Below are 20,948 nucleotides of genomic sequence, written 5' to 3'. Positions count from 1 at the left end.
GAGCGTGCTCATGTCACACCCCGCTCGCCACGGTGTCGTGCAGTGCAATCATCGCTTCCCGCGCCCAACGTGCGCTCAGACGCTGGCCGGTCTGATGCTGCGCGCTGCTGTCGACCCACTGAGTGTTGGCGTGGCTGATGCTCAGGGTCTGGCCGTTTTCCAGTTTCAATTCATAGCGCGTGGCGCTGCCCTGATATTGGATGTCGTGGAGTAACCCGCTGACTTCGATTTCGTGGCTGGCCAATGGGCCTTCGGCAAACCGCACGTGTTCAGGGCGGATCGAAAACGGCTGCGGATGACCGCTGATTTCACGCGCCAGATCGCCACGAATCACGTTCGAGGTACCGACGAATTCAGCGACAAATGTGGTGGTGGGTTTCATGTACAGATTGCGCGGCGTGTCGACCTGCTCGATGCGGCCCTTGTTGAACACGGCGACGCGATCGGACATCGACAGCGCTTCGGTTTGATCGTGAGTGACGAAGATGAAAGTGATGCCGAGCTGGCGTTGCAGCTTCTTCAGTTCGCTTTGCATTTGTTCGCGCAGTTTCAGATCCAGTGCACCCAAAGGCTCATCGAGCAACAGCACACGCGGGCGATTGACCAGGGCGCGGGCGAGGGCGACACGCTGGCGCTGACCGCCGGACAACTGCACCGGTTTGCGGGCGCCGTAACCGCCGAGGGCGACCATGTCCAAAGCTTCTTCGGCGCGTTTATGCCGTTCGGTTTTGCCGACGCCTTTGACCTTCAAACCGTAGGCGACGTTGTCGAGGACGTTCATGTGCGGGAACAGCGCGTAATCCTGAAACACTGTGTTGACGTCACGTTGATACGGCGGCAAACCGGCCGCTTCCGCGCCATGAATGCGGATCGAACCGGCGCTCGGTTGTTCGAACCCGGCGATCAGCCGCAGGCAGGTGGTTTTGCCCGAGCCGGATGGGCCGAGCATGGAAAAGAACTCGCCGTCCTCGATATCGATGGAAACCCGGTCAACGGCCTTGACCTCGCCGAACTGCCGGGAAACGTTGGTGAACTGGACTGCAAGCGTCATGGTGCGGTGCTCCAAAAAGGCGAGGGCCGTCGCAGCGGCCCTGCCCAGCCTTTTGAAAAAACAGTCTTTCGAATGATCGTTCCCACGCTCTGCGTGGTAATGCTGCCTGTGAGGCTCTGCGTCACCTCGTGCAAATGGACGCGGAGCGTCCGGTGATGCATTCCCACGCAGAGCGTGGGAACGATCGGCATCTAACGGTGAATGCGATCTGCTTTTAGCTCCCTCTCCCTCCGGGAGAGGGCGGGGGGTGAGGGTGGCGGTTTCGGCCATTGCTCTGAGATCAAGAGCAAAGGCAAAAGCTACCCCCTCACCCCAACCCTCTCCCCCAGGGGGGCGAGGGGGAAAGGGAGTTCGACCGAGTCGCTCCCGGGCTTAGCGGCCGCCCATGATCGCGATGTAGTCCTGGGTCCAGCGGCTATACGGCACAAATTTGCCACCCTCAGCCTGCGGGGTTTTCCAGAAGGCGATCTTGTCGAACTGGTCGAAACCGTTGGTCTTGCAACCTTCAGCGCCAAGCAACTCACTTTCTTTGCACGCCGCAGGAACGGCCGGCAACGAACCAAACCACGCCGCCACATCACCCTGGACTTTCGGTTTCAGCGACCAGTCCATCCACTTGTACGCGCAGTTCGGGTGCTTGGCTTCGGCGTGGAGCATGGTAGTGTCGGCCCAGCCGGTGGCGCCTTCTTTGGGAATGGTCGAAGCAATCGGCTGTTTCTCGTTCATCAAGCCATTGACCTGATACGGCCAGGCGCTGGAGGCGACCACGCCTTCGTTTTTGAAGTCGCTCATCTGCACCGTGGTGTCGTGCCAGTAGCGGTGGATCAGCGGCTGCTGTGCGCGCAACAGATCAAGCACGGCTTTGTACTGATCTTCGGTCAGTTGATACGGATCCTTGATACCCAGTTCAGGCTTGGTCGACTTCAGATACAGCGCCGCATCGGCGATGTAGATCGGGCCGTCATACGCCTGCACGCGGCCCTTGTTCGGCTTGCCGTCGGGCAGATCCTGCGCGGCGAACACCACGTTCCAACTGCTCGGCGCGGTCTTGAACACGTTGGTGTTGTACATCAGCACGTTCGGTCCCCACTGGTACGGGGTGCCATAAGTCTGCTGGTTGACCACGTACCACGGCGCATCTTTCAGGCGTGGGTCGAGGGTGTTCCAGTTCGGGATCAGCGCGGTGTTGATCGGTTGCACCCGTTTGCCGACGATCAACCGCAGTGAGGCATCGCCTGATGCGGTGACCAGGTCGTAACCGCCCTTGGCCATCAGGCTGACCATTTCGTCCGAGGTAGCGGCGGTTTTCACATTGACCTTGCAGCCGGTTTCTTTCTCGAAACCGGTCACCCAGTCATAGGCTTTGTCGCTCTCACCACGTTCGATGTAACCCGGCCACGCAACGATATCCAGCTGACCTTCGCCAGCACCGACAGCCTTTAACGGCTCGGCCGCTTGCAGGCTGGCGCTGGCCAGCAGGGCCGTGGTGATTGCACTGAGCAGTGCGGTCTTGTGCACGAACATGGTTGAACCCTCTTCTTTAAATTATGGTCGGGGCAGTTGTGAACGCGGTGAAGCATGCCGTTGGCGGCTTGTTATTAGCGTAGTCAGAGATGCTGGCCGTGGCGGGCCATGATGTGCCGCACCACGCTGTAGTCCTGCAACGAATCACTGGATAAGTCTTTGCCGTAACCGGAGCGCTTCAGCCCGCCGTGGGGCATTTCGCTGACCAGCATGAAATGGCTGTTGATCCACGTGCAGCCGTACTGCAAGCGCGCGGCAACCTGCATGGCCTTGTCGAGATTCTGCGTCCAGACCGACGAGGCGAGGCCGTATTCGGAGTCGTTGGCCCAGTCGACGGCCTGCGCGAGTTCGTCGAAACGGGTCACGGTGACCACCGGGCCGAACACTTCGCGCTGAACGATTTCGTCGCTCTGTTTGCAACCGGCGAGCAGCGTCGGCTGATAGTAGAAACCGGCACCGGAGTGCACCGCCGCACCGGTCACGCGTCCGATGTGCGGCTGGCCGAGGGCGCGCTCGACGAAACTGGCGACGCGGTCGCGCTGACGGGTGCTGATCAGCGGGCCGATCTCATTATCGGCATCACGTTTGCCGGCGAAGCGCAGGCTGCTGACGGCGGCGCCGAGTTCGGCGACCAATTTGTCGTGAATCCCGGCCTGCGCGTAGATCCGGCAGGCAGCGGTGCAGTCCTGCCCGGCGTTGTAGTAACCGTAAGTGCGCACGCCATCGACCACGGCCTGGATGTCGGCGTCGTTGCAGACGATCACCGGGGCTTTGCCGCCGAGTTCGAGGTGCGTGCGTTTCAGGGTTTTCGCGGCGGCCTGGAGGATTTTCTGCCCGGTAACGATATCGCCGGTCAGCGAGACCATGCGCACCTTGGCGTGGCCGACCAAATGGCTGCCGACGCCTTCGCCGCCACCGCAGATGATGTTGATGACCCCGCGCGGGAGGATTTCGGCCAGCGCTGGCGCCAGAGCGAGGATCGACAGCGGCGTGTGTTCGGACGGTTTGAACACCAGCGTGTTGCCGGCGGCGAGGGCCGGGGCGATTTTCCACGCGGCCATCATGATCGGGTAGTTCCACGGCGCAATCGAAGCGACCACGCCAATCGGGTCGCGACGGACCATGCTGGTGTAGCCCGGCAGGTATTCGCCGCTGAGCTGACCGGTCTGGCAGCGTACGGCGCCGGCGAAGAAACGGAATACGTCGACGGTCGCGGTCAAATCGTCCTGACGCGCCAGGTGCAACGGCTTGCCGCAGTTCAGCGATTCGAGGCGGGCGAGGTGGTCGGCGTGTTTTTCCACGGCGTTGGCGATCTCGAGCAACAGGTTCGAACGTTGCTGCGGCGTGGTGCGCGACCACTCGGCGAAGGCGCGGTGGGCGGCGAGGATGGCGGCTTCGACTTGCTCGGTGCTGGCTTCGGCGATGTGCGTGAGGATTTCGCCGGTGGCCGGATTGAGAATCGGCTCGACAAAACCTTCCCCGGCGACCAGTTCGCCATCAATCAACAACGCGGTACACATCGGGGTCTGCGCGCCAGCCATTTTCCGCGATCTCTTTTCTTGTGTGGCCATTGTTGCTCCCTGAAACCCGGGAGCCGGCCGTCTTATAGATGCAGCAAGACTAGTGCGCGGCTCCGAGGTCGACAAATACTAAATACTGAAGGCAGCATTCGATTAAATAGATGGCTTGCGCCCGCCGTGGGGTTGCTCGCGTGCGACAGTCAGGAATGGGTCGACCAATGCGGGACGCGCGGTGCCACGGCGCCAGGCCAGGCCGACGTCCAAGGTCTGATTGAGGTCGGCGATCGGACGCGCTTCGATGATGTCGCCCTCCAGCGACCATGGGCGATAAGTCATGTCAGGCTGTATCGACACGCCCAATCCGGCGGCGACCAGACTTCGCACGGCCTCGGTGGACGCGGTTCTCAGAGTGATTTTCGGTTGCAGCCCGGAACCGCGCCAGAAACGCTGGGCGTTGCGATCCATTTCATCGACGTTAAGTTGAATCAACGGTTCGCGGGCGACGTCGGCGAGATTGATGCTGTCGTGCTCCAGCAGTGGATGCTGGGCCGGGAGCCACAAACGGTGCGGTGAGTGGGTCAGTACTTCAGTCTGCAAAGCGTGGCGATCTTCGAGGTTGGAGAGGATCAATACGCCGACATCGATCTCGCCACTGACCAGCAAATGCTCGATGTAGGGCCGTTCGTCTTCCATCACTCTGATTTCGACATTGGGATACGCGCGCTGAAAACGGGTGAGCAGATCCGCCAGGTAATAACCGGCGACCAGACTGGTCACACCGACGATCAACTGCCCGGCGACTTGATCGGTGCTCTGCTGCAGGCTGCGTTTGGCGTTGTCCACGGTCGCCAGAATCAGGTGCGCCTGGCGTAGGAATTGATGACCTTGGTGTGTCAGCGTCATGCCCTTGGCGTGGCGGCTGAACAGGCTGACGCCGATTTCCTCTTCCAGTTGCTGGATCGCCAGGGTCAGGGTCGATTGGGATATGAACGCGGTTTGCGCGGCGGCGGAGATCGAGCCGGTCTCGGCCACGGCGATGAAGTGACGAATCTGACGCAGGGTCATCATGAGAAGGGGCTACCCAGTGGGCGGTTTTTATAGATTGGCCTGAGTGTATATCTATTTTCACGAAGGGCTGCTGCAGGGCGAGCAACATCTGGAAGCACACTCGCAGGTCGGACAGGGGCACTTTCGAACTAGGCTGAGGGCCTTATAGATCCGGATAACCCCTGTTTGGAGGCGGAACATGAACACCCGTGGATTGCTCGATCAACTGCTCAAGTCCGGCCAGGATCTATTGCAGAACAAGGCTGGCGGAACGCAGAACAAACCGGCTGCCGGTGGCTTGGGCGGTTTGCTCGGCGGCGCATCAGGTTCTGGTGGACTCGGCAGTCTGCTGTCAGGTGCAGGTGGCGGTGCATTGGCCGCAGGTGCGATGGGCCTGCTGCTCGGTAACAAGAAAGTGCGCAAGGTCGGTGGCAAAGTTGCGATCTACGGCGGCCTCGCGGCGCTGGGTGTGTTGGCCTACAAGGCTTACGGCAACTACAACGCGCAAAAAGGCACAGCGCCACAACGCGAACCGCAAACCCTCGATCGCTTGCCACCTGCGCAAGCCGAGCAACACAGTCAGGCCATTCTCAAAGCACTGGTGGCGGCCGCCAAGGCTGACGGCCATATCGATGACCGCGAACGCCAACTGATCGAAGGCGAATTCACCAAACTCGACAACGATCAGGAACTGCAACACTGGCTGCACGCCGAGCTCAACAAACCCTTGGACCCGACCGACGTCGCCCGGGCCGCGAGCACGCCGGAGATGGCGGCAGAAATGTACATCGCCAGTGTGATGCTGGTGGATGAGGAAAGCTTTATGGAGAAGAGCTATCTGGATGAATTGGCGCGGCAACTGAAGCTGGAGCCGGGGTTGAAGGTGGAGTTGGAGAAGCAGGTGCGCATCGCATCGGCGTAAACCCGGCTGGCCCTTTCGCGAGCAAGCTCGTTCCCACAGGGGATTGCGTTCCAATGTGGGAGCGAGCTTGCTCGCGAAGGCATTTTCCGCCGCACAGCGACGGCAATGACCATTCCATCGCCCCTTTTTGCCATTACCCCACTGGCACGCCCACCCGCAATTGTCGGACAGTCCCAGCCCAGAGCCCCCCCGCGACCAAGGCGGACAGGCCCGAGGGTTACAAAGCGTCTTATAAATGAAACACCGCCCTCGGCTATACTCCCCGCATTTCGACTAGGCACGAGGAATCACTGTGAAGAACTGGACGTTGCGCCAACGCATTTTGGCGAGCTTTGCGGTGATTATCGCCATCATGTTGCTGATGGTTGTCGTCTCTTATTCGCGGTTGCTGAAGATCGAGGCCAGTGAAAACAGCGTGCGTGATGACGCGATTCCCGGCGTCTATTACAGCTCGATGATCCGTGGCGCGTGGGTCGACAGCTATCTGCAGACGCAAGAACTGCTCGGGCTCAAGGAAGGTCAGGGGATTTCCAGCGAGGACGCGGCCGACTACAAGGCTTTCGAGGCGCGTTTGCAGGAGCAGATGGAGAACTATCGCAAGACGATGGCGACCGACGAGGATCGTCTCGAGTTTGCCGCGTTCGAGAAGTACCACGACGCCTACATCCAGATTCAGGATGCCGTGCTGGACCTGCACAAGCGCAACCTGGAAGCGGACGCAGTGAAGATGTTCCACGACAAGCTCACACCAGCCTGGTACTCCGGGCGTATGAAGCTCAACGACATCATCGGCGAGAACAAGAGAGTCGCCGATCAGGCCATGAACAACATCGACGAGGCGGTGGCGGCGGCCAAGGTCAGCATGTTCGTCTCGCTGCTGGTGGCTGTGCTGGCGGCCGGTGCCTGCGGCTTGCTGTTGATGCGCGCGATCATGGCGCCGATGAACCGCATTGTGCAGATTCTCGAAACCATGCGCACCGGCGACCTCAGTTCGCGGCTCAACCTCGACCGCAAGGACGAGTTCGGCGCTGTCGAAACCGGCTTCAACGACATGATGACCGAGCTGACTGCGCTGGTATCCCAGGCGCAACGTTCGTCGGTGCAGGTCACCACCTCGGTGACCGAAATCGCTGCCACCTCCAAGCAACAACAAGCCACCGCTACCGAAACCGCCGCGACCACCACCGAGATCGGCGCGACTTCGCGCGAGATCGCCGCTACCTCGCGCGATCTGGTACGCACCATGACCGAAGTGTCTACCGCCGCCGATCAGGCCTCGGTGCTGGCCGGCTCCGGCCAGCAAGGCCTGGCGCGCATGGAAGACACCATGCACTCGGTGATGGGCGCGGCTGACCTGGTCAACGCCAAACTGGCGATCCTCAATGAGAAGGCCGGCAACATCAATCAGGTGGTGGTGACCATCGTCAAGGTCGCCGACCAGACCAACCTGTTGTCGCTCAATGCCGCCATCGAGGCCGAAAAGGCCGGTGAGTACGGTCGCGGTTTCGCCGTGGTTGCCACCGAAGTGCGGCGTCTGGCGGATCAGACCGCTGTCGCCACATACGACATCGAACAGATGGTGCGCGAAATCCAGTCGGCGGTATCAGCCGGGGTGATGGGCATGGACAAGTTCTCCGAAGAAGTGCGCCGTGGCATGTCCGAGGTGCAGCAGGTCGGCGAGCAGCTGTCGCAAATCATCCATCAGGTGCAGGCGCTGGCGCCGCGGGTGTTGATGGTCAACGAAGGCATGCAGGCTCAGGCCACCGGTGCCGAGCAGATCAACCACGCGCTGGTGCAGTTGGGCGACGCCAGCAGCCAGACCGTCGAGTCGTTGCGTCAGGCCAGTTTCGCCATCGACGAACTGAGCCAGGTAGCCGTCGGGCTGCGCAGCGGCGTTTCGCGATTCAAAGTCTGATGAGCGAAATCCTCGCCAAACGCAGCGCCGCGCAGGTGGCGAAGCCGGCGTTATTCCTGCTGTTTCGCATCGGCAGCGAGCGCTACGCCTTGCGCGCCACCGAAGTGGCGGAAGTGCTGCCGCGCCTGCCGCTCAAGCCAATCGCCCAGGCGCCGCAGTGGGTCGCCGGGGTGTTTGCCTATCGCGGTGCGGTGGTGCCGGTGATCGACCTCAGTGCGCTGACCTTCGGCCATCCCGCCGAGGCGCGCACCAGCACCCGTCTGGTATTGGTCAATTATCGGCCGGATGAAGCGCAACCCGCGCAATGGCTCGGGCTGATTCTCGAACAGGCCACCGACACCCTGCGTTGCCATCCGCAAGAGTTTCAGCCTTACGGCCTCGACAACCGCGCGGCGCCTTACCTCGGCCCGGTGCGTGAAGATGCCCAGGGATTGGTGCAATGGGTACGGGTCAATGACTTGCTCGATGACGCCGTGCGTACTTTGCTGTTCCCCGATCCGCCGCTGAGTCCGGCGCAGCTTGAGGCGCAGTCATGAGCAGTGATCAGCGCTTTTTCGACTTTCTCAAGGAGCGCATCGGCCTCGATGTGACCTCGGTTGGCCCGGCGATCATCGAGCGCGCTGTGCGCCAGCGCACGACACTCTCGCAAGCCGCGCATGCCGATGAGTATTGGCAATTGCTGCAAGGCTCGCGAGACGAGCAACAGGCGCTGATCGAAGCGGTGATCGTCCCCGAGACGTGGTTTTTCCGTTATCCAGAGTCTTTTGCCACGCTGGGCAAACTGGCGCGCAATCGCCTCGCTGAACTGAACAATATGCGTGCTTTGCGCATTCTCAGCCTGCCATGTTCCACCGGCGAAGAACCCTATTCGATTGCCATGGCCTTGCTCGATGCCGGGCTCAAACCGCATCAGTTCAAGGTCGATGGCATGGACGTCAGCCCGCTGTCGGTGGAGAAGGCGCGGCGTGCGCTGTACGGCAAAAATTCGTTTCGCGGCCAGGATCTGGACTTTCGCGAACGGCACTTCACGCCTGAGCAGGACGGCCATCGGGTCAATGACTATGTGCGTGAGCAAGTGCGTTTGCAGGTCGGCAATGTGCTCGATCCGACGCTGCTGACCAGCGAGCCAGCGTTCGATTTCGTGTTCTGCCGCAACCTGCTGATCTATTTCGACCAGCCGACGCAGAAGCAGGTGTTCGAGGTGCTCAAGCGCCTGACCCATTTCGATGGCGTGCTGTTTATCGGCCCGGCCGAGGGCAGTTTGCTCGGGCGTCTGGGCATGCGTTCGATCGGTATCCCGCAATCCTTCGCGTTCAGTCGCCACAGCGATCCGCACCCCGAGCCGTTGCCAACGCCCAAGCCCATCGCGGTGCCGGTCAGCCAACCGCCTCGCAGCACGCAGCCAGCACCAGTGCGCACTCGACCGTTTGCCGCCGTAACGCCACTGCCGACCGCCAGCAAAAGTGCCAACCCGGATGCGGCGACCCTGCTGGCCAATATCGCCGCGCTGGCCAACGAAGGCAAAAGCGCTGAAGCCCGGGCGGCCTGCGAACAGTATCTGCGCAGCCATGAACCGGTGGCTCAGGTGTTTTACTGGCTCGGTCTGCTCAGCGACGTCGCCGGCCTGACCCTCGAAGCTCAGGGCTTCTACCGCAAAGCGTTGTACCTCGAACCGCAACACCCTGAAGCGTTGATGCACCTGGCCGCGTTGTTGCAGGCTCAGGGCGATACAGCGGGTGCCAGACGATTGCAGGAGCGTGCTGCCCGCAGCGGCCGCACCGCCGACAGTGAGCGTAAACGATGATCCCGTCCGACACCTTGAACGTCACCCACGAAGACGCCCGGGCCATCGACGATTGCTGGAACCGCATCGGCATTCATGGCGACAAGTCCTGTCCGCTGCTCGAAGACCACATTCATTGCCGCAATTGTTCGGTGTATTCCGCCGCCGCCACGCGCCTGCTCGACCGTTATGCGTTGCAGCAGGACGAACGCGACCCGGTGGCGATCGCTGTCGAAAGCGACGTGAAAACCCGCTCGCTACTGATGTTCCGGCTCGGCGAAGAATGGCTGGGGCTGGCGACGCGCAGCCTCGTCGAAGTCGCGCCACTGCAGGCGATTCACTCGTTGCCGCACCAGCGCTCACGCGCATTGCTCGGTGTGGCCAATGTGCGCGGCGCGTTGGTGGCGTGCCTGTCGCTGGTTGAATTGCTCGATCTGGATGGCAACGCCGCGCCAGCCACCGGCGCGCGCATCATGCCGCGCATGCTGATCATCGCCGCCCATGGCGGGCCGGTGGTGGTGCCGGTGGATGAGGTCGACGGTATTCATGCCATCGACGAGCGCATTCTTGATGCCGCCTCGCAATCCGGCGCGCAAGCCAGTGCCAAATACACCCGTGGTGTTCTGCAGTATCGCGGTCGCAGCCTGCGTTGGCTGGATGAAGAACAGCTGCTGTCCGCCGTGACCCGGAGCCTCACATGACCCCCGAGCAAATGCGCGACGCCTCGCTGCTTGAGCTGTTCAGCCTCGAAGCCGAAGCCCAGACCCAAGTGCTCAGCGCCGGATTGCTGGCCCTGGAGCGCAACCCGACCCAGGCCGATCAACTGGAATCGTGCATGCGCGCGGCGCATTCGCTCAAAGGCGCGGCGCGAATTGTTGGCATCGACAGCGGCGTCAGCGTCGCCCATGTCATGGAAGATTGCCTGGTCAGCGCGCAGGAAGGGCGCTTGTTGCTGCGGCCTGAACATATCGATGCGCTGTTGCAGGGCACCGATTTGCTGATGCGCATCGCTACACCGGCCAATGCGCCGCAGCCGAGCGATATTGAAACTTATGTGGCGTTGATGGCGGGTTTGCTCGATCTGTCGACGCCGCTGGCAGCGTTCGTTGCGCCGCCGATGGCCGAGTTGCAACTTCAAGCGCCGCCCGTATTTGAACTGACGCCAGCGCCGATCATCGAAGCCCCGGTCGAACCCTCTGAACCGGCGCCACGCAAAAGCAAACGCACCACCGAAGGTGGCGAACGGGTGCTGCGGGTCACCGCTGAACGGCTGAACAGTTTGCTCGATCTATCGAGCAAGTCGCTGGTGGAAACCCAGCGCCTCAAACCGCATCTGGCGACCATGCAGCGCCTCAAACGCATGCAGAACAACGGCTTGCGTGCGCTGGAAAATCTCAACGTGCACCTCAAGGAACACGCGCTGAGCCTTGAAGCGCTGGAAGCCTTGGAGGACGCGCGCCGTTTGCTCGCCGAATCCCAGCAATTGCTGAGCGAGAAAAACGCCGAACTCGACGAGTTCGCCTGGCAGGCCAGCCAGCGCGCACAAGTGCTCTACGACACGGCGTTGGCCTGCCGCATGCGACCCTTTGCGGACGTGCTGACCGGTCAGGTGCGCATGGTCCGCGATCTGGGCCGCAGCCTCGGCAAGCAGGTGCGGCTGGAGATCGAAGGCGAGAAAACCCAGGTTGATCGCGATGTGCTGGAAAAACTCGAAGCACCGCTGACGCATTTGCTGCGCAATGCGGTCGATCACGGCATCGAAACCCCGGAACAACGGCTGCTCAAGGGCAAACCGGAAGAAGGCTTGATCCGCCTGCGCGCCTCGCATCAGGCCGGCCTGCTGGTGCTGGAGTTGAGCGATGACGGCAATGGCGTCGACCTGGAGAAGGTCCGCCGCAGTATTGTCGAGCGGCAGTTATCTCCAGCCGAAACCGCTGCGCAACTGAGCGAAGAAGAACTGCTGACGTTCCTGTTCCTGCCCGGTTTCAGCTTGCGCGATACGGTCACCGAAGTGTCTGGACGGGGCGTTGGCCTCGATGCCGTTCAGCACATGGTTCGCCAGTTGCGCGGGGCCGTGGTGCTGGAGCAAACGGCGGGAGAGGGCAGTCGCTTTCATCTGGAAGTACCGCTGACCTTGTCGGTGGTGCGCAGTCTGGTGGTGGAAGTTGGCGAAGAGGCCTACGCCTTCCCACTGGCGCACATCGAACGCATGTGCGATCTGGCGCCGGAGGACATCGTGCAGGTCGAAGGCCGTCAGCATTTCTGGCACGAAGGCCTGCACGTCGGGCTGGTTGCGGCCAGCCAGTTGCTCAACCGCCCGGCCAGCCAGAACAGTGGCGAAACCCTTAAAGTTGTGGTGATCCGTGAGCGCGATGCGGTTTACGGGGTTGCCGTGGAGCGCTTTATTGGCGAACGCACGCTGGTGGTCTTGCCGCTCGATGAGCGTCTGGGCAAAGTGCAGGACATCTCCGCCGGCGCCTTGCTTGATGACGGCTCGGTGGTGCTGATCGTCGACGTCGAAGACATGCTGCGCTCGGTGGACAAACTGCTCAATACCGGGCGCCTTGAGCGCATCGCGCGTCACGGCAATCAAGCTGCCGAGGCGGCGCGCAAGCGGGTGCTGGTGGTCGACGACTCGCTGACCGTGCGCGAGCTGCAACGCAAACTGCTGCTCAATCGCGGCTACGATGTCGCCGTGGCGGTGGACGGCATGGACGGTTGGAACGCGCTGCGTTCGGAGGACTTCGATTTGCTGATCACCGACATCGACATGCCGCGCATGGACGGCATCGAGCTGGTCACCCTGCTGCGCCGCGACAACCGTCTGCAATCGCTGCCGGTGATGGTTGTGTCATACAAGGATCGGGAAGAGGACCGCCGCCGTGGCCTCGATGCCGGCGCCGACTATTATTTAGCCAAAGCCAGTTTTCATGACGACGCCCTGCTCGACGCAGTGGTCGAGCTTATTGGAGGAGCGCGGGCATGAAGATCGCCATCGTCAACGACATGCCCATGGCGGTGGAGGCCCTGCGCCGGGCGCTGGCCTTCGAGCCGGCGCATCAGGTGGTCTGGGTCGCCCGCAACGGTGCCGAGGCAGTGCAACTGTGCGCTGAAAATACTCCGGATCTGATCCTGATGGACCTGATCATGCCGGTGATGGACGGCGTCGAAGCCACGCGCCGGATCATGGCCGAAACCCCGTGCGCGATCGTCATTGTGACGGTCGATCGCCAGCAGAACGTGCACCGGGTCTTCGAAGCCATGGGCCACGGCGCGCTGGACGTGGTCGATACCCCGGCGCTCGGCGCCGGCAATGCCCAGGAAGCGGCGGCGCCGTTGCTGCGCAAGATCCTCAATATCGGCTGGCTGATCGGCGAGAAACCCACGCGCTCGCGGCCGACGCCGACGGCCCAGCGCAGTTCTGCGTCGTGTCAGCGACTGGTGGCGATCGGCTCATCTGCAGGCGGGCCGGCGGCGCTGGAGGTGCTGCTCAAAGGCTTGCCCAAGGATTTCTCGGCGGCGATTGTGCTGGTGCAGCACGTCGATCAGGTGTTCGCCGCCGGCATGGCCGAATGGCTGGCCAGCGCCAGCGGCCTCGATGTACGTCTGGCCCGTGAAGGCGAGCCGCCGCAGGCCGGCGCCGTGTTGCTGGCCGGCACCAACCACCATATTCGCTTGTTGAAAAACGGCACGCTGGCCTACACGGCCGAGCCGGTCAACGAGATCTACCGCCCCTCGATCGATGTGTTTTTCGACAGTGTCGCCAGTTATTGGAATGGCGACGCGATCGGGGTTTTATTGACCGGGATGGGACGCGACGGCGCGCAAGGGCTTAAGCTCATGCGCCAGCAGGGTTACCTGACCATCGCGCAGGATCAGCAAAGCAGTGCGGTGTACGGCATGCCCAAAGCCGCCGCGGCGATTGATGCCGCGGTTGAAATCCGTGCGCTGGAAAAGATAGCGCCACGATTGCTGGAGGTTTTTCCCAAATGAACAGGTTTATCCGCAATCCTGGCCCCCGCAGTACTCAGGTGACCGCCCATGAATGACTTACAGATCGACGACATTAAAACCGACGAAAACGCCGCCATGGTGTTGTTGGTGGACGATCAAGCGATGATCGGCGAAGCGGTGCGCCGTGGGCTGTCGAATCAAGAAAACATCGACTTCCACTTCTGCTCCGACCCGCAGCAGGCCATTGCCCAGGCGGTGCGGATCAAACCGACGGTGATTCTCCAGGACCTGGTGATGCCCGGTCTCGATGGCCTGAGCCTGGTGCGCGAATACCGCAATCACCCGGCGACCAAGGACATTCCGATCATCGTCCTGTCGACCAAGGAAGACCCGCTGATCAAGAGCGCGGCGTTCTCTGCCGGCGCCAACGATTACCTGGTGAAACTGCCGGATACCATCGAGCTGGTGGCGCGCATCCGCTATCACTCGCGTTCCTACATGACCTTGCTGCAGCGCGACGCGGCGTACCGCGCGCTGCGCGTCAGCCAGCAGCAATTGCTCGACACCAATCTGGTGCTGCAACGGCTGATGAACTCCGACGGCCTGACCGGGCTGTCCAACCGCCGGCACTTCGACGAGTACCTGGAACTGGAGTGGCGCCGCTCGCTGCGGGAACAGAGTCAGTTGTCGCTGTTGATGATCGACGTCGATTACTTCAAGTCCTACAACGACAGCTTTGGTCACGTTGAAGGCGACGAAGCGCTGCGCAAGGTCGCCACGGCGATCCGCGAGGCCAGCGCACGACCGTCGGATCTGCCGGCGCGTTATGGCGGTGAGGAGTTTGTGCTGGTGCTGCCGAACACCTCGCCGGGCGGCGCGCGGCTGGTCGCGGAGAAACTGCGCCAGACCGTGGCATCCTTGAAAATCCCGCACAACACCCCGGCGGAAGGGGCGAGCCTGACCATCAGTATTGGTCTGGCGACCATGGTGCCGCAGGCGGGTAGTGATTGTCGGTTGCTGATTTCGGCGGCGGATCGTGGGTTGTATCTGGCGAAGAACAGTGGGCGTAATCAGGTTGGGATCGAGTAACGGCTTTCCCCTCACCCCAGCCCTCTCCCCGAGGGAGAGGGGGCCGACGCAGGTGTCTGGCGCTGTACATCGACCTGATCGACCGAGTCGATTATGGATCTTCCAGCTTGGCGATTATGGATTCGGCAAAGCCATTTCACGTCGGCGTACCTCCCGAATATCCCCCAATCAGTCCCCTCTCCCTCCGGGAGAGGGCTAGGGTGAGGGCAGGCCCATACGCCAATTTCCGCCTGAAAGCCTTGGCGATCATGGATTCGGCAAAGCCCTTTCACGTCGGCGTATCCCTCAAATATCCCCCAATCAGTCCCCTCTACCTCTGGGAGAGGGTTAGGGTGAGGGCAAAGGTTTTAATGATCCCCACACCCGCCAGACGGGCTGCCGTCACAGCCTGATTACGTTATACTCGCCGGCTTTCAAAAGTTCGCCAACGAGTGCTGCCCGTCATGGAAATCAACCCGATCCTGAACACCATCAAGGACCTGTCCGAGCGCTCCGAAACTATTCGGGGGTATCTTTGACTACGATCAAAAGCATGAGCGTCTGACTGAAGTCAATCGCGAGCTTGAAGATCCGAGCGTCTGGAACAAACCTGAATACGCCCAGGAACTGGGCCGCGAGCGCGCCGCGCTGGCACAGATCGTCGATACCCTCGACGAACTGAACGGCGGTCTGGCCGATTGCCGCGACCTGCTGGACATGGCCGTCGAAGAAAACGACGAAGGCGCAGTGGGCGATGTCGTCGCCGAGCTGGCCCGTCTCGAGGAAAATCTGGCCAAGCTGGAATTCCGCCGCATGTTCAGCCATGAAATGGACCCGAACAACGCCTACCTGGACATCCAGGCCGGTTCCGGCGGCACCGAAGCCCAGGACTGGGCCAACATCCTCCTGCGCATGTACCTGCGCTGGGCGGATAAACGCGGTTTCGACGCGACCATCATGGAACTGTCGGCCGGTGAAGTCGCCGGTATCAAAGGTGCGACCGTGCACATCAAGGGCGAATACGCCTTTGGCTGGCTGCGTACCGAAATCGGCGTACACCGTCTGGTGCGCAAGAGCCCGTTCGACTCCGGCAACCGTCGTCACACCTCGTTCTCCGCGGTTTTCGTCTCGCCAGAGATCGATGACAAGGTGGAAATCGAAATCAACCCGGCAGACCTGCGGATCGACACCTATCGTTCCTCCGGTGCCGGTGGTCAGCACGTAAACACCACCGACTCGGCCGTACGTATCACTCACGTACCGACCAACACCGTGGTCAGCTGCCAGAACGAACGTTCCCAGCACGCCAACAAGGACACCGCTATGAAAATGCTGCGGGCCAAGTTGTACGAGCAGGAAATGCAGAAACGCAACGCCGCGTCGCAAGCGCTGGAAGACACCAAGTCCGACATCGGCTGGGGTCATCAGATTCGCTCGTACGTGCTCGATGCGTCGCGGATCAAGGATCTGCGCACCAACATCGAACGCAGCGACTGCGACAAGGTACTCGACGGCGATATCGACGAATACCTGTATGCCAGCCTGAAATCCGGGCTGTAAAAGACGCATTACAGGATCGGCTGATCAACCCGATCCCTGTAGGAGCCAGCCCTGCTGGCGATCCCCGGGCCGCAAGGCCCGGGGGCAACGAACCTGATGGAATATCTAAAGACATGAGCGACCAACAACTCGACCCGCAAGCCCTGCAACAGGAAGAAAACTCCCTGATCGCCCTGCGCAAGGAAAAGCTGGCTGCCGAGCGCGCCAAGGGCAATGCCTTCCCGAACGACTTCCGCCGCGAAAACTACTGCGAAGATCTGCAGAAGAAGTACGCGGACAAGACCAAGGAAGAGCTGGCCGAGGCTGCAATTCCGGTCAAGGTTGCCGGTCGCATCATGCTCAACCGTGGCTCGTTCATGGTGATCCAGGACATGACCGGTCGCATCCAGGTCTACGTCAACCGTAAGACTCTGTCCGAAGACACCCTGGCCGCGGTGAAAACCTGGGACATGGGCGACATCATTGCCGCCGAAGGCACCCTGGCGCGCTCCGGCAAGGGCGACCTGTACGTTGAAATGACCAGCGTGCGTCTGCTGACCAAATCCCTGCGTCCGCTGCCGGACAAGCACCACGGCCTGACCGACACCGAACAGCGCTACCGCCAGCGCTACGTTGACCTGATCGTCAACGACGAAGTGCGCCAGACCTTCCGCGTGCGTTCGCAAGTGATCGCGCACATCCGCAGCTTCCTGATGAAGCGCGACTTCCTCGAAGTCGAAACGCCGATGCTGCAGACCATTCCGGGCGGCGCTGCGGCCAAGCCGTTCGAAACCCACCACAACGCGCTGGACATGGAAATGTTCCTGCGTATCGCGCCAGAGCTGTATCTGAAGCGTCTGGTGGTCGGTGGTTTTGAAAAGGTCTTCGAGATCAACCGCAACTTCCGTAACGAAGGCGTTTCGACTCGTCACAACCCAGAATTCACCATGTTGGAGTTCTACCAGGCTTACGCCGACTACGAAGACAACATGGACCTGACCGAAGAACTGTTCCGCGAACTGGCGCAGCTGGTGCTGGGCAGCACCGATGTGCCGTACGGCGACAAAGTGTTCCACTTCGGCGAGCCGTTCGTGCGTCTGTCGGTGTTCGACTCGATCCTCAAGTACAACCCTGAGCTGACCGCCGATGATCTGAACGACATCGACAAGGCGCGCGCCATCGCCAAGAAGGCCGGCGCCAAGGTGCTGGGCTTCGAAGGTCTGGGCAAACTGCAGGTGATGATTTTCGAAGAACTGGTCGAGCACAAGCTGGAACAGCCGCACTTCATCACTCAGTACCCGTTTGAAGTGTCGCCGCTGGCGCGTCGCAACGACGACAACCCGAACGTCACTGACCGTTTCGAGCTGTTCATCGGTGGCCGTGAAATCGCCAACGCCTACTCCGAGTTGAACGACGCGGAAGACCAGGCCGAGCGCTTCATGGCGCAGGTGGCCGACAAGGACGCCGGCGACGACGAAGCCATGCACTACGACGCCGACTTCGTGCGTGCGCTGGAGTACGGCATGCCGCCAACGGCCGGTGAAGGTATCGGTATCGACCGTCTGGTGATGTTGCTGACCAACTCGCCGTCGATTCGCGATGTGATCCTGTTCCCGCACATGCGACCGCAAGCGTAAACGTTTCAGTTAAAAAGCCGCCTAAAACAGGCGGCTTTTTATTGCCTGTCTGGTACAAATGTATCAATTGGTTAATTTTGCAATAGCAGAGGAAGTTCTGTCGTGATGGGTGCAATAGCTCAAGAGGGTGCAGCGGGTATCGCCACTGCGGTCGCTGAAAGTGTTCAGTACCAGGGTCGCAAGGCCAGCCGACAGGGCAGTGAGCAGCGTCGACAGGACATTCTCGACGCGGCGATGAGGATTGTCGTGCGCGACGGCGTGCGTGCCGTGCGTCACCGTGCAGTGGCCGCCGAGGCTGGTGTGCCGTTGTCGGCGACCACCTACTACTTCAAGGACATCGATGACCTGCTCACCGATACCTTCGCTCAATACGTCGAGCGTAGCGCGGCGTACATGGCCAAGTTGTGGGTCAATAACGAAGGTTTGCTGCGCGAAATGGTCGTCAGTGGCGACGGCAGCCCCGAATCGCGCTCGCAACTAGCTGATGACATTGCACGGTTGATGGCCGATTACGTGCATCGTCAATTGGTTAACCGTCGCGAGCATTTGATGGCCGAGCAGGCGTTCCGTCAGGAAGCGCTGCTCAACCCGCGTCTGGCGATTCTGGTGCGTTCGCATCAGCAGATTCTGTTGCAGGGCACCTGCCAGTTGTTCCAGGTATTGGGCTCGCGTGAACCGCAACAGGATGCCAAGGTGTTGACGGCGATTATCGGACGGATGGAATATCAGGGCCTGCTCAACGACGCCGAGCCTTTGGCCGAAGAGGACATGCTCGGCATTCTGACGCGCTATATGCATCTGGTGCTCGCGTCTGTCTGATCCTCTGGGGAAACATCGAACCCTGTGGGAGCGAGCTTGCTCGCGAAGACGGACTGACATTCAACATTAATGTTGGCTGTGCTGACGCTTTCGCGAGCAAGCTCGCTCCCACAGGTTCGGTGGCGTATTCAAGGGCGGCGAATGTTCATAGGGAGTATTGAATGAAAGCCTGGCGTGGCGTGCTAATCGCCTTGTCGTTCCTGCTGCTCAGTGGCTGTCTGGTGACCTTCAAGGAGCCGCTGACCGCCAGTGACCCGGCGCCCAAGGGCCTGCTCGGCAAATGGTCGAGCACCAACGCCTGGGGCGAGCCGATGAACCTTGAGCTGACGCGCCTGGGCAACGACCGCTATCAGGCTGTCACGTACTTCAAGGCCAAACCCCGCGAACGCGAAGCCTATCCCTTCACTGTGTCGCGCCATGGCAACCGCTGGTATCTGTCGGCGAAAGTCCCGGCGCAGTACGGTGGCCACTTCACCATCGCCGGCTTCGAACTCACCGACAAACACGAACTGGTGGTCTACAACCTCGATCTCGAGCAGATCAACCAGGCGATCAAACAAAAAGCCCTCGACGGTCAGGCCTTCCAGACCGACGATGGCGACGGCGTGCAAGTCGACAGTAATCTCGACAAGGTCTTTGCTTACCTCGACGATCCGGCCAATTCCGACGTCTTCGTTGAAGCCGTGCGCTACCAGCGCCAGGCCCGCGCCCAATAATTCATTACGTCAGGTTTTCTACAGGAGTTTCGGGTGGACGATTACCAGCAGACGATACGCATGTTGTCCGATCGCATTGTGCTGGCGCAGACGCCGATCCGTGTGCTCGACGCGGTCAAGTGGGACGAGAACATTCGCAAAGGGTTCCTCAAGGCCAAAGGCAAGGAAATGCCGGCGGTGGATCGCGACTATTACCTCAATCGGCCGCTGAGTTTTGATTCGAGCAAAGTCAAACTGGAATTCCAGAACATCGAGCGCGACATCACCCGCCAGCTCGGTCAGTTCAACCCGGTTGGGCAGATCATGCGGCGCATGTGCAAGGAGTACCGCATGGTGGTGCGCATGCTCGAAGCGCGCGGCACTGAAGATTTCGGTCTGATCTCCCAAGAGTTGTATGGCGCCGCGTCCGATGCGTTCCACGCCGGTGACCCGACCCTGGCCGACCTCGGCCTGATGATGTCCGACTACCTGAATAACATCGATGGCCGTGGCGATTTGAAGGATGAACCGAAAATCCTCACCGCCAAAGACGCTGTGCACTTGCTGCAGACCCGTTTGAACAAGGTGTTCGGCGAGGCCGAAGAAACCATCCGCGTGTTCGAGTCCGACGGTATTGTTGCTGACGCGGCGGCCGGTGCGGACTACATCAAGATCCGCACCGACGCGATGTTCAACGACCGTGACGTGCGCGCGCTGGAAGTCCACGAAGGCCTGGTCCACGTGGGCACCACGCTCAACGGTTTGAACCAGCCGATCTGCACCTTCCTGTCCAAAGGCCCACCGTCGTCGACGGTGACCCAGGAAGGCCTGGCGATCCTGATGGAAATCATCACCTTCGCCTCCTACCCGAGCCGCCTGCGCAAACTGACCAACCGCACCCGCGCCATTCATATGGTCGAGGAGGGCGCGGACTTCCTGCAGATTTTCGAATTCTTCCGTGAGCAGGGCTTCGAGATGGCGGAAAGTTACGGCAACGCCAGTCGCGTTTTCCGTGGATCGACACCGACCGGTCTGCCATTTACCAAAGACTTGTCCTACCTCAAGGGCTTTATCATGGTTTACAACTACATTCAGTTGGCCGTGCGTAAGGGCAAGCTTGAGCAGATTCCGTTGTTGTTCTGCGGCAAGACCACGTTGGAAGACATGCGTACCTTGCGCCAACTGGTGGATGAAGGATTGGTGGTACCGCCGAAGTATCTGCCTGACCAGTTCCGCGATTTGAATGCGTTGTCGGCGTGGATGTGCTTCTCCAACTTCCTCAACCATTTGAGCCTGGACCGGATCGAAGCGGATTACTCCAATATCCTCTAGCCCACACAATAAACCCCTGTAGGAGTGAGCCTGCTCGCGATAGCGGTGTGTCAACCAACACAAATAGCGACTGACACACCGCTATCGCGAGCAGGCTCGCTCCCACAGTTTTGATTTGTGTCTGACTCCCTATTTTCGCGAG

General features: G+C 60.8%; 17 protein-coding genes. 13 read left to right on the top strand and 4 right to left on the bottom strand.

What is annotated here, in order from left to right:
* Positions 1–13: 13 nt before the first annotated feature.
* From AC0ZWN_RS13570 to AC0ZWN_RS13555, 4 genes are all read right to left on the bottom strand, one after another.
* Entirely contained in the window at positions 14–1,051 is a 1,038-nt protein-coding gene (locus AC0ZWN_RS13570; protein WP_476335411.1) for an ABC transporter ATP-binding protein, read from the bottom strand.
* Between the two features lie 372 nt (positions 1,052–1,423).
* Entirely contained in the window at positions 1,424–2,575 is a 1,152-nt protein-coding gene (gene ydcS, locus AC0ZWN_RS13565; RefSeq protein ID WP_108227057.1) for a putative ABC transporter substrate-binding protein YdcS, read from the bottom strand.
* 83 nt (positions 2,576–2,658) lie between these two features.
* Positions 2,659–4,116, bottom strand: coding sequence for a gamma-aminobutyraldehyde dehydrogenase (locus tag AC0ZWN_RS13560; RefSeq protein WP_476335409.1), 1,458 nt, complete (start codon positions 4,114–4,116; stop codon positions 2,659–2,661).
* 132 nt (positions 4,117–4,248) lie between these two features.
* Entirely contained in the window at positions 4,249–5,163 is a 915-nt protein-coding gene (locus tag AC0ZWN_RS13555; protein WP_007949637.1) for a LysR family transcriptional regulator, read from the bottom strand.
* A 178-nt stretch (positions 5,164–5,341) separates the two neighbouring features.
* Between AC0ZWN_RS13555 and AC0ZWN_RS13550 the strand changes: the two genes are divergently transcribed.
* The 13 genes from AC0ZWN_RS13550 to AC0ZWN_RS13490 all read left to right on the top strand — a co-directional run bounded on the left by AC0ZWN_RS13550 (position 5,342) and on the right by AC0ZWN_RS13490 (position 20,806).
* Entirely contained in the window at positions 5,342–6,064 is a 723-nt protein-coding gene (locus AC0ZWN_RS13550; RefSeq protein ID WP_476335407.1) for a tellurite resistance TerB family protein, read from the top strand.
* Between the two features lie 292 nt (positions 6,065–6,356).
* Positions 6,357–7,979: a methyl-accepting chemotaxis protein gene (locus AC0ZWN_RS13545; protein WP_476335405.1), complete on the top strand. Its 1,623-nt coding sequence runs from the start codon at positions 6,357–6,359 to the stop codon at positions 7,977–7,979.
* Positions 7,979–8,515: a chemotaxis protein CheW gene (locus tag AC0ZWN_RS13540; RefSeq protein WP_476335403.1), complete on the top strand. Its 537-nt coding sequence runs from the start codon at positions 7,979–7,981 to the stop codon at positions 8,513–8,515. Before AC0ZWN_RS13545 ends, AC0ZWN_RS13540 begins: the two co-directional genes overlap by 1 nt.
* Positions 8,512–9,783, top strand: coding sequence for a CheR family methyltransferase (locus AC0ZWN_RS13535; RefSeq protein WP_414926623.1), 1,272 nt, complete (start codon positions 8,512–8,514; stop codon positions 9,781–9,783). The genes AC0ZWN_RS13540 and AC0ZWN_RS13535 overlap by 4 nt, the downstream gene beginning before the upstream one ends.
* On the top strand, positions 9,780–10,463 hold the full coding sequence (locus AC0ZWN_RS13530; protein ID WP_476335401.1) for a chemotaxis protein CheW: 684 nt from the start codon (positions 9,780–9,782) through the stop codon (positions 10,461–10,463). Before AC0ZWN_RS13535 ends, AC0ZWN_RS13530 begins: the two co-directional genes overlap by 4 nt.
* Positions 10,460–12,748, top strand: a complete 2,289-nt coding sequence (locus tag AC0ZWN_RS13525; RefSeq protein ID WP_476335399.1) for a response regulator — start codon at positions 10,460–10,462, stop codon at positions 12,746–12,748. Before AC0ZWN_RS13530 ends, AC0ZWN_RS13525 begins: the two co-directional genes overlap by 4 nt.
* Complete coding sequence (cheB, locus tag AC0ZWN_RS13520) at positions 12,745–13,755, top strand: chemotaxis response regulator protein-glutamate methylesterase (protein WP_194933267.1); 1,011 nt, start codon at positions 12,745–12,747, stop codon at positions 13,753–13,755. The genes AC0ZWN_RS13525 and cheB overlap by 4 nt, the downstream gene beginning before the upstream one ends.
* A gap of 48 nt (positions 13,756–13,803) precedes the next feature.
* Positions 13,804–14,805, top strand: a complete 1,002-nt coding sequence (locus AC0ZWN_RS13515) for a diguanylate cyclase domain-containing protein (RefSeq protein WP_476335397.1) — start codon at positions 13,804–13,806, stop codon at positions 14,803–14,805.
* Positions 14,806–15,248: 443 nt separating this feature from the next.
* Positions 15,249–16,344, top strand: a protein-coding gene (gene prfB / locus AC0ZWN_RS13510) for a peptide chain release factor 2 (RefSeq protein WP_102900567.1) whose coding sequence is annotated in 2 segments (ribosomal slippage) — positions 15,249–15,320 and positions 15,322–16,344 — 1,095 coding nt in all. Because the reading frame shifts where the segments join, the coding sequence is not laid out codon by codon here.
* Positions 16,345–16,457: 113 nt separating this feature from the next.
* The gene (gene lysS, locus AC0ZWN_RS13505; RefSeq protein WP_064120555.1) at positions 16,458–17,960 is read left to right on the top strand and encodes a lysine--tRNA ligase; all 1,503 of its coding nucleotides are present in this window, start codon (positions 16,458–16,460) and stop codon (positions 17,958–17,960) included.
* Between the two features lie 105 nt (positions 17,961–18,065).
* Positions 18,066–18,779, top strand: a complete 714-nt coding sequence (locus AC0ZWN_RS13500) for a TetR/AcrR family transcriptional regulator (protein WP_034154855.1) — start codon at positions 18,066–18,068, stop codon at positions 18,777–18,779.
* Between the two features lie 161 nt (positions 18,780–18,940).
* Entirely contained in the window at positions 18,941–19,495 is a 555-nt protein-coding gene (locus AC0ZWN_RS13495; RefSeq protein ID WP_095050373.1) for a hypothetical protein, read from the top strand.
* Positions 19,496–19,555: 60 nt separating this feature from the next.
* A complete protein-coding gene (locus AC0ZWN_RS13490) occupies positions 19,556–20,806 on the top strand; it encodes a flavohemoglobin expression-modulating QEGLA motif protein (protein WP_176091693.1) in 1,251 nt (416 codons plus the stop codon).
* Positions 20,807–20,948: the final 142 nt, after the last annotated feature.

This window comes from Pseudomonas sp. 3B-A001-10F, from assembly GCF_056313565.1.
This window is presented reverse-complemented; position numbering and strand designations above follow the sequence as displayed.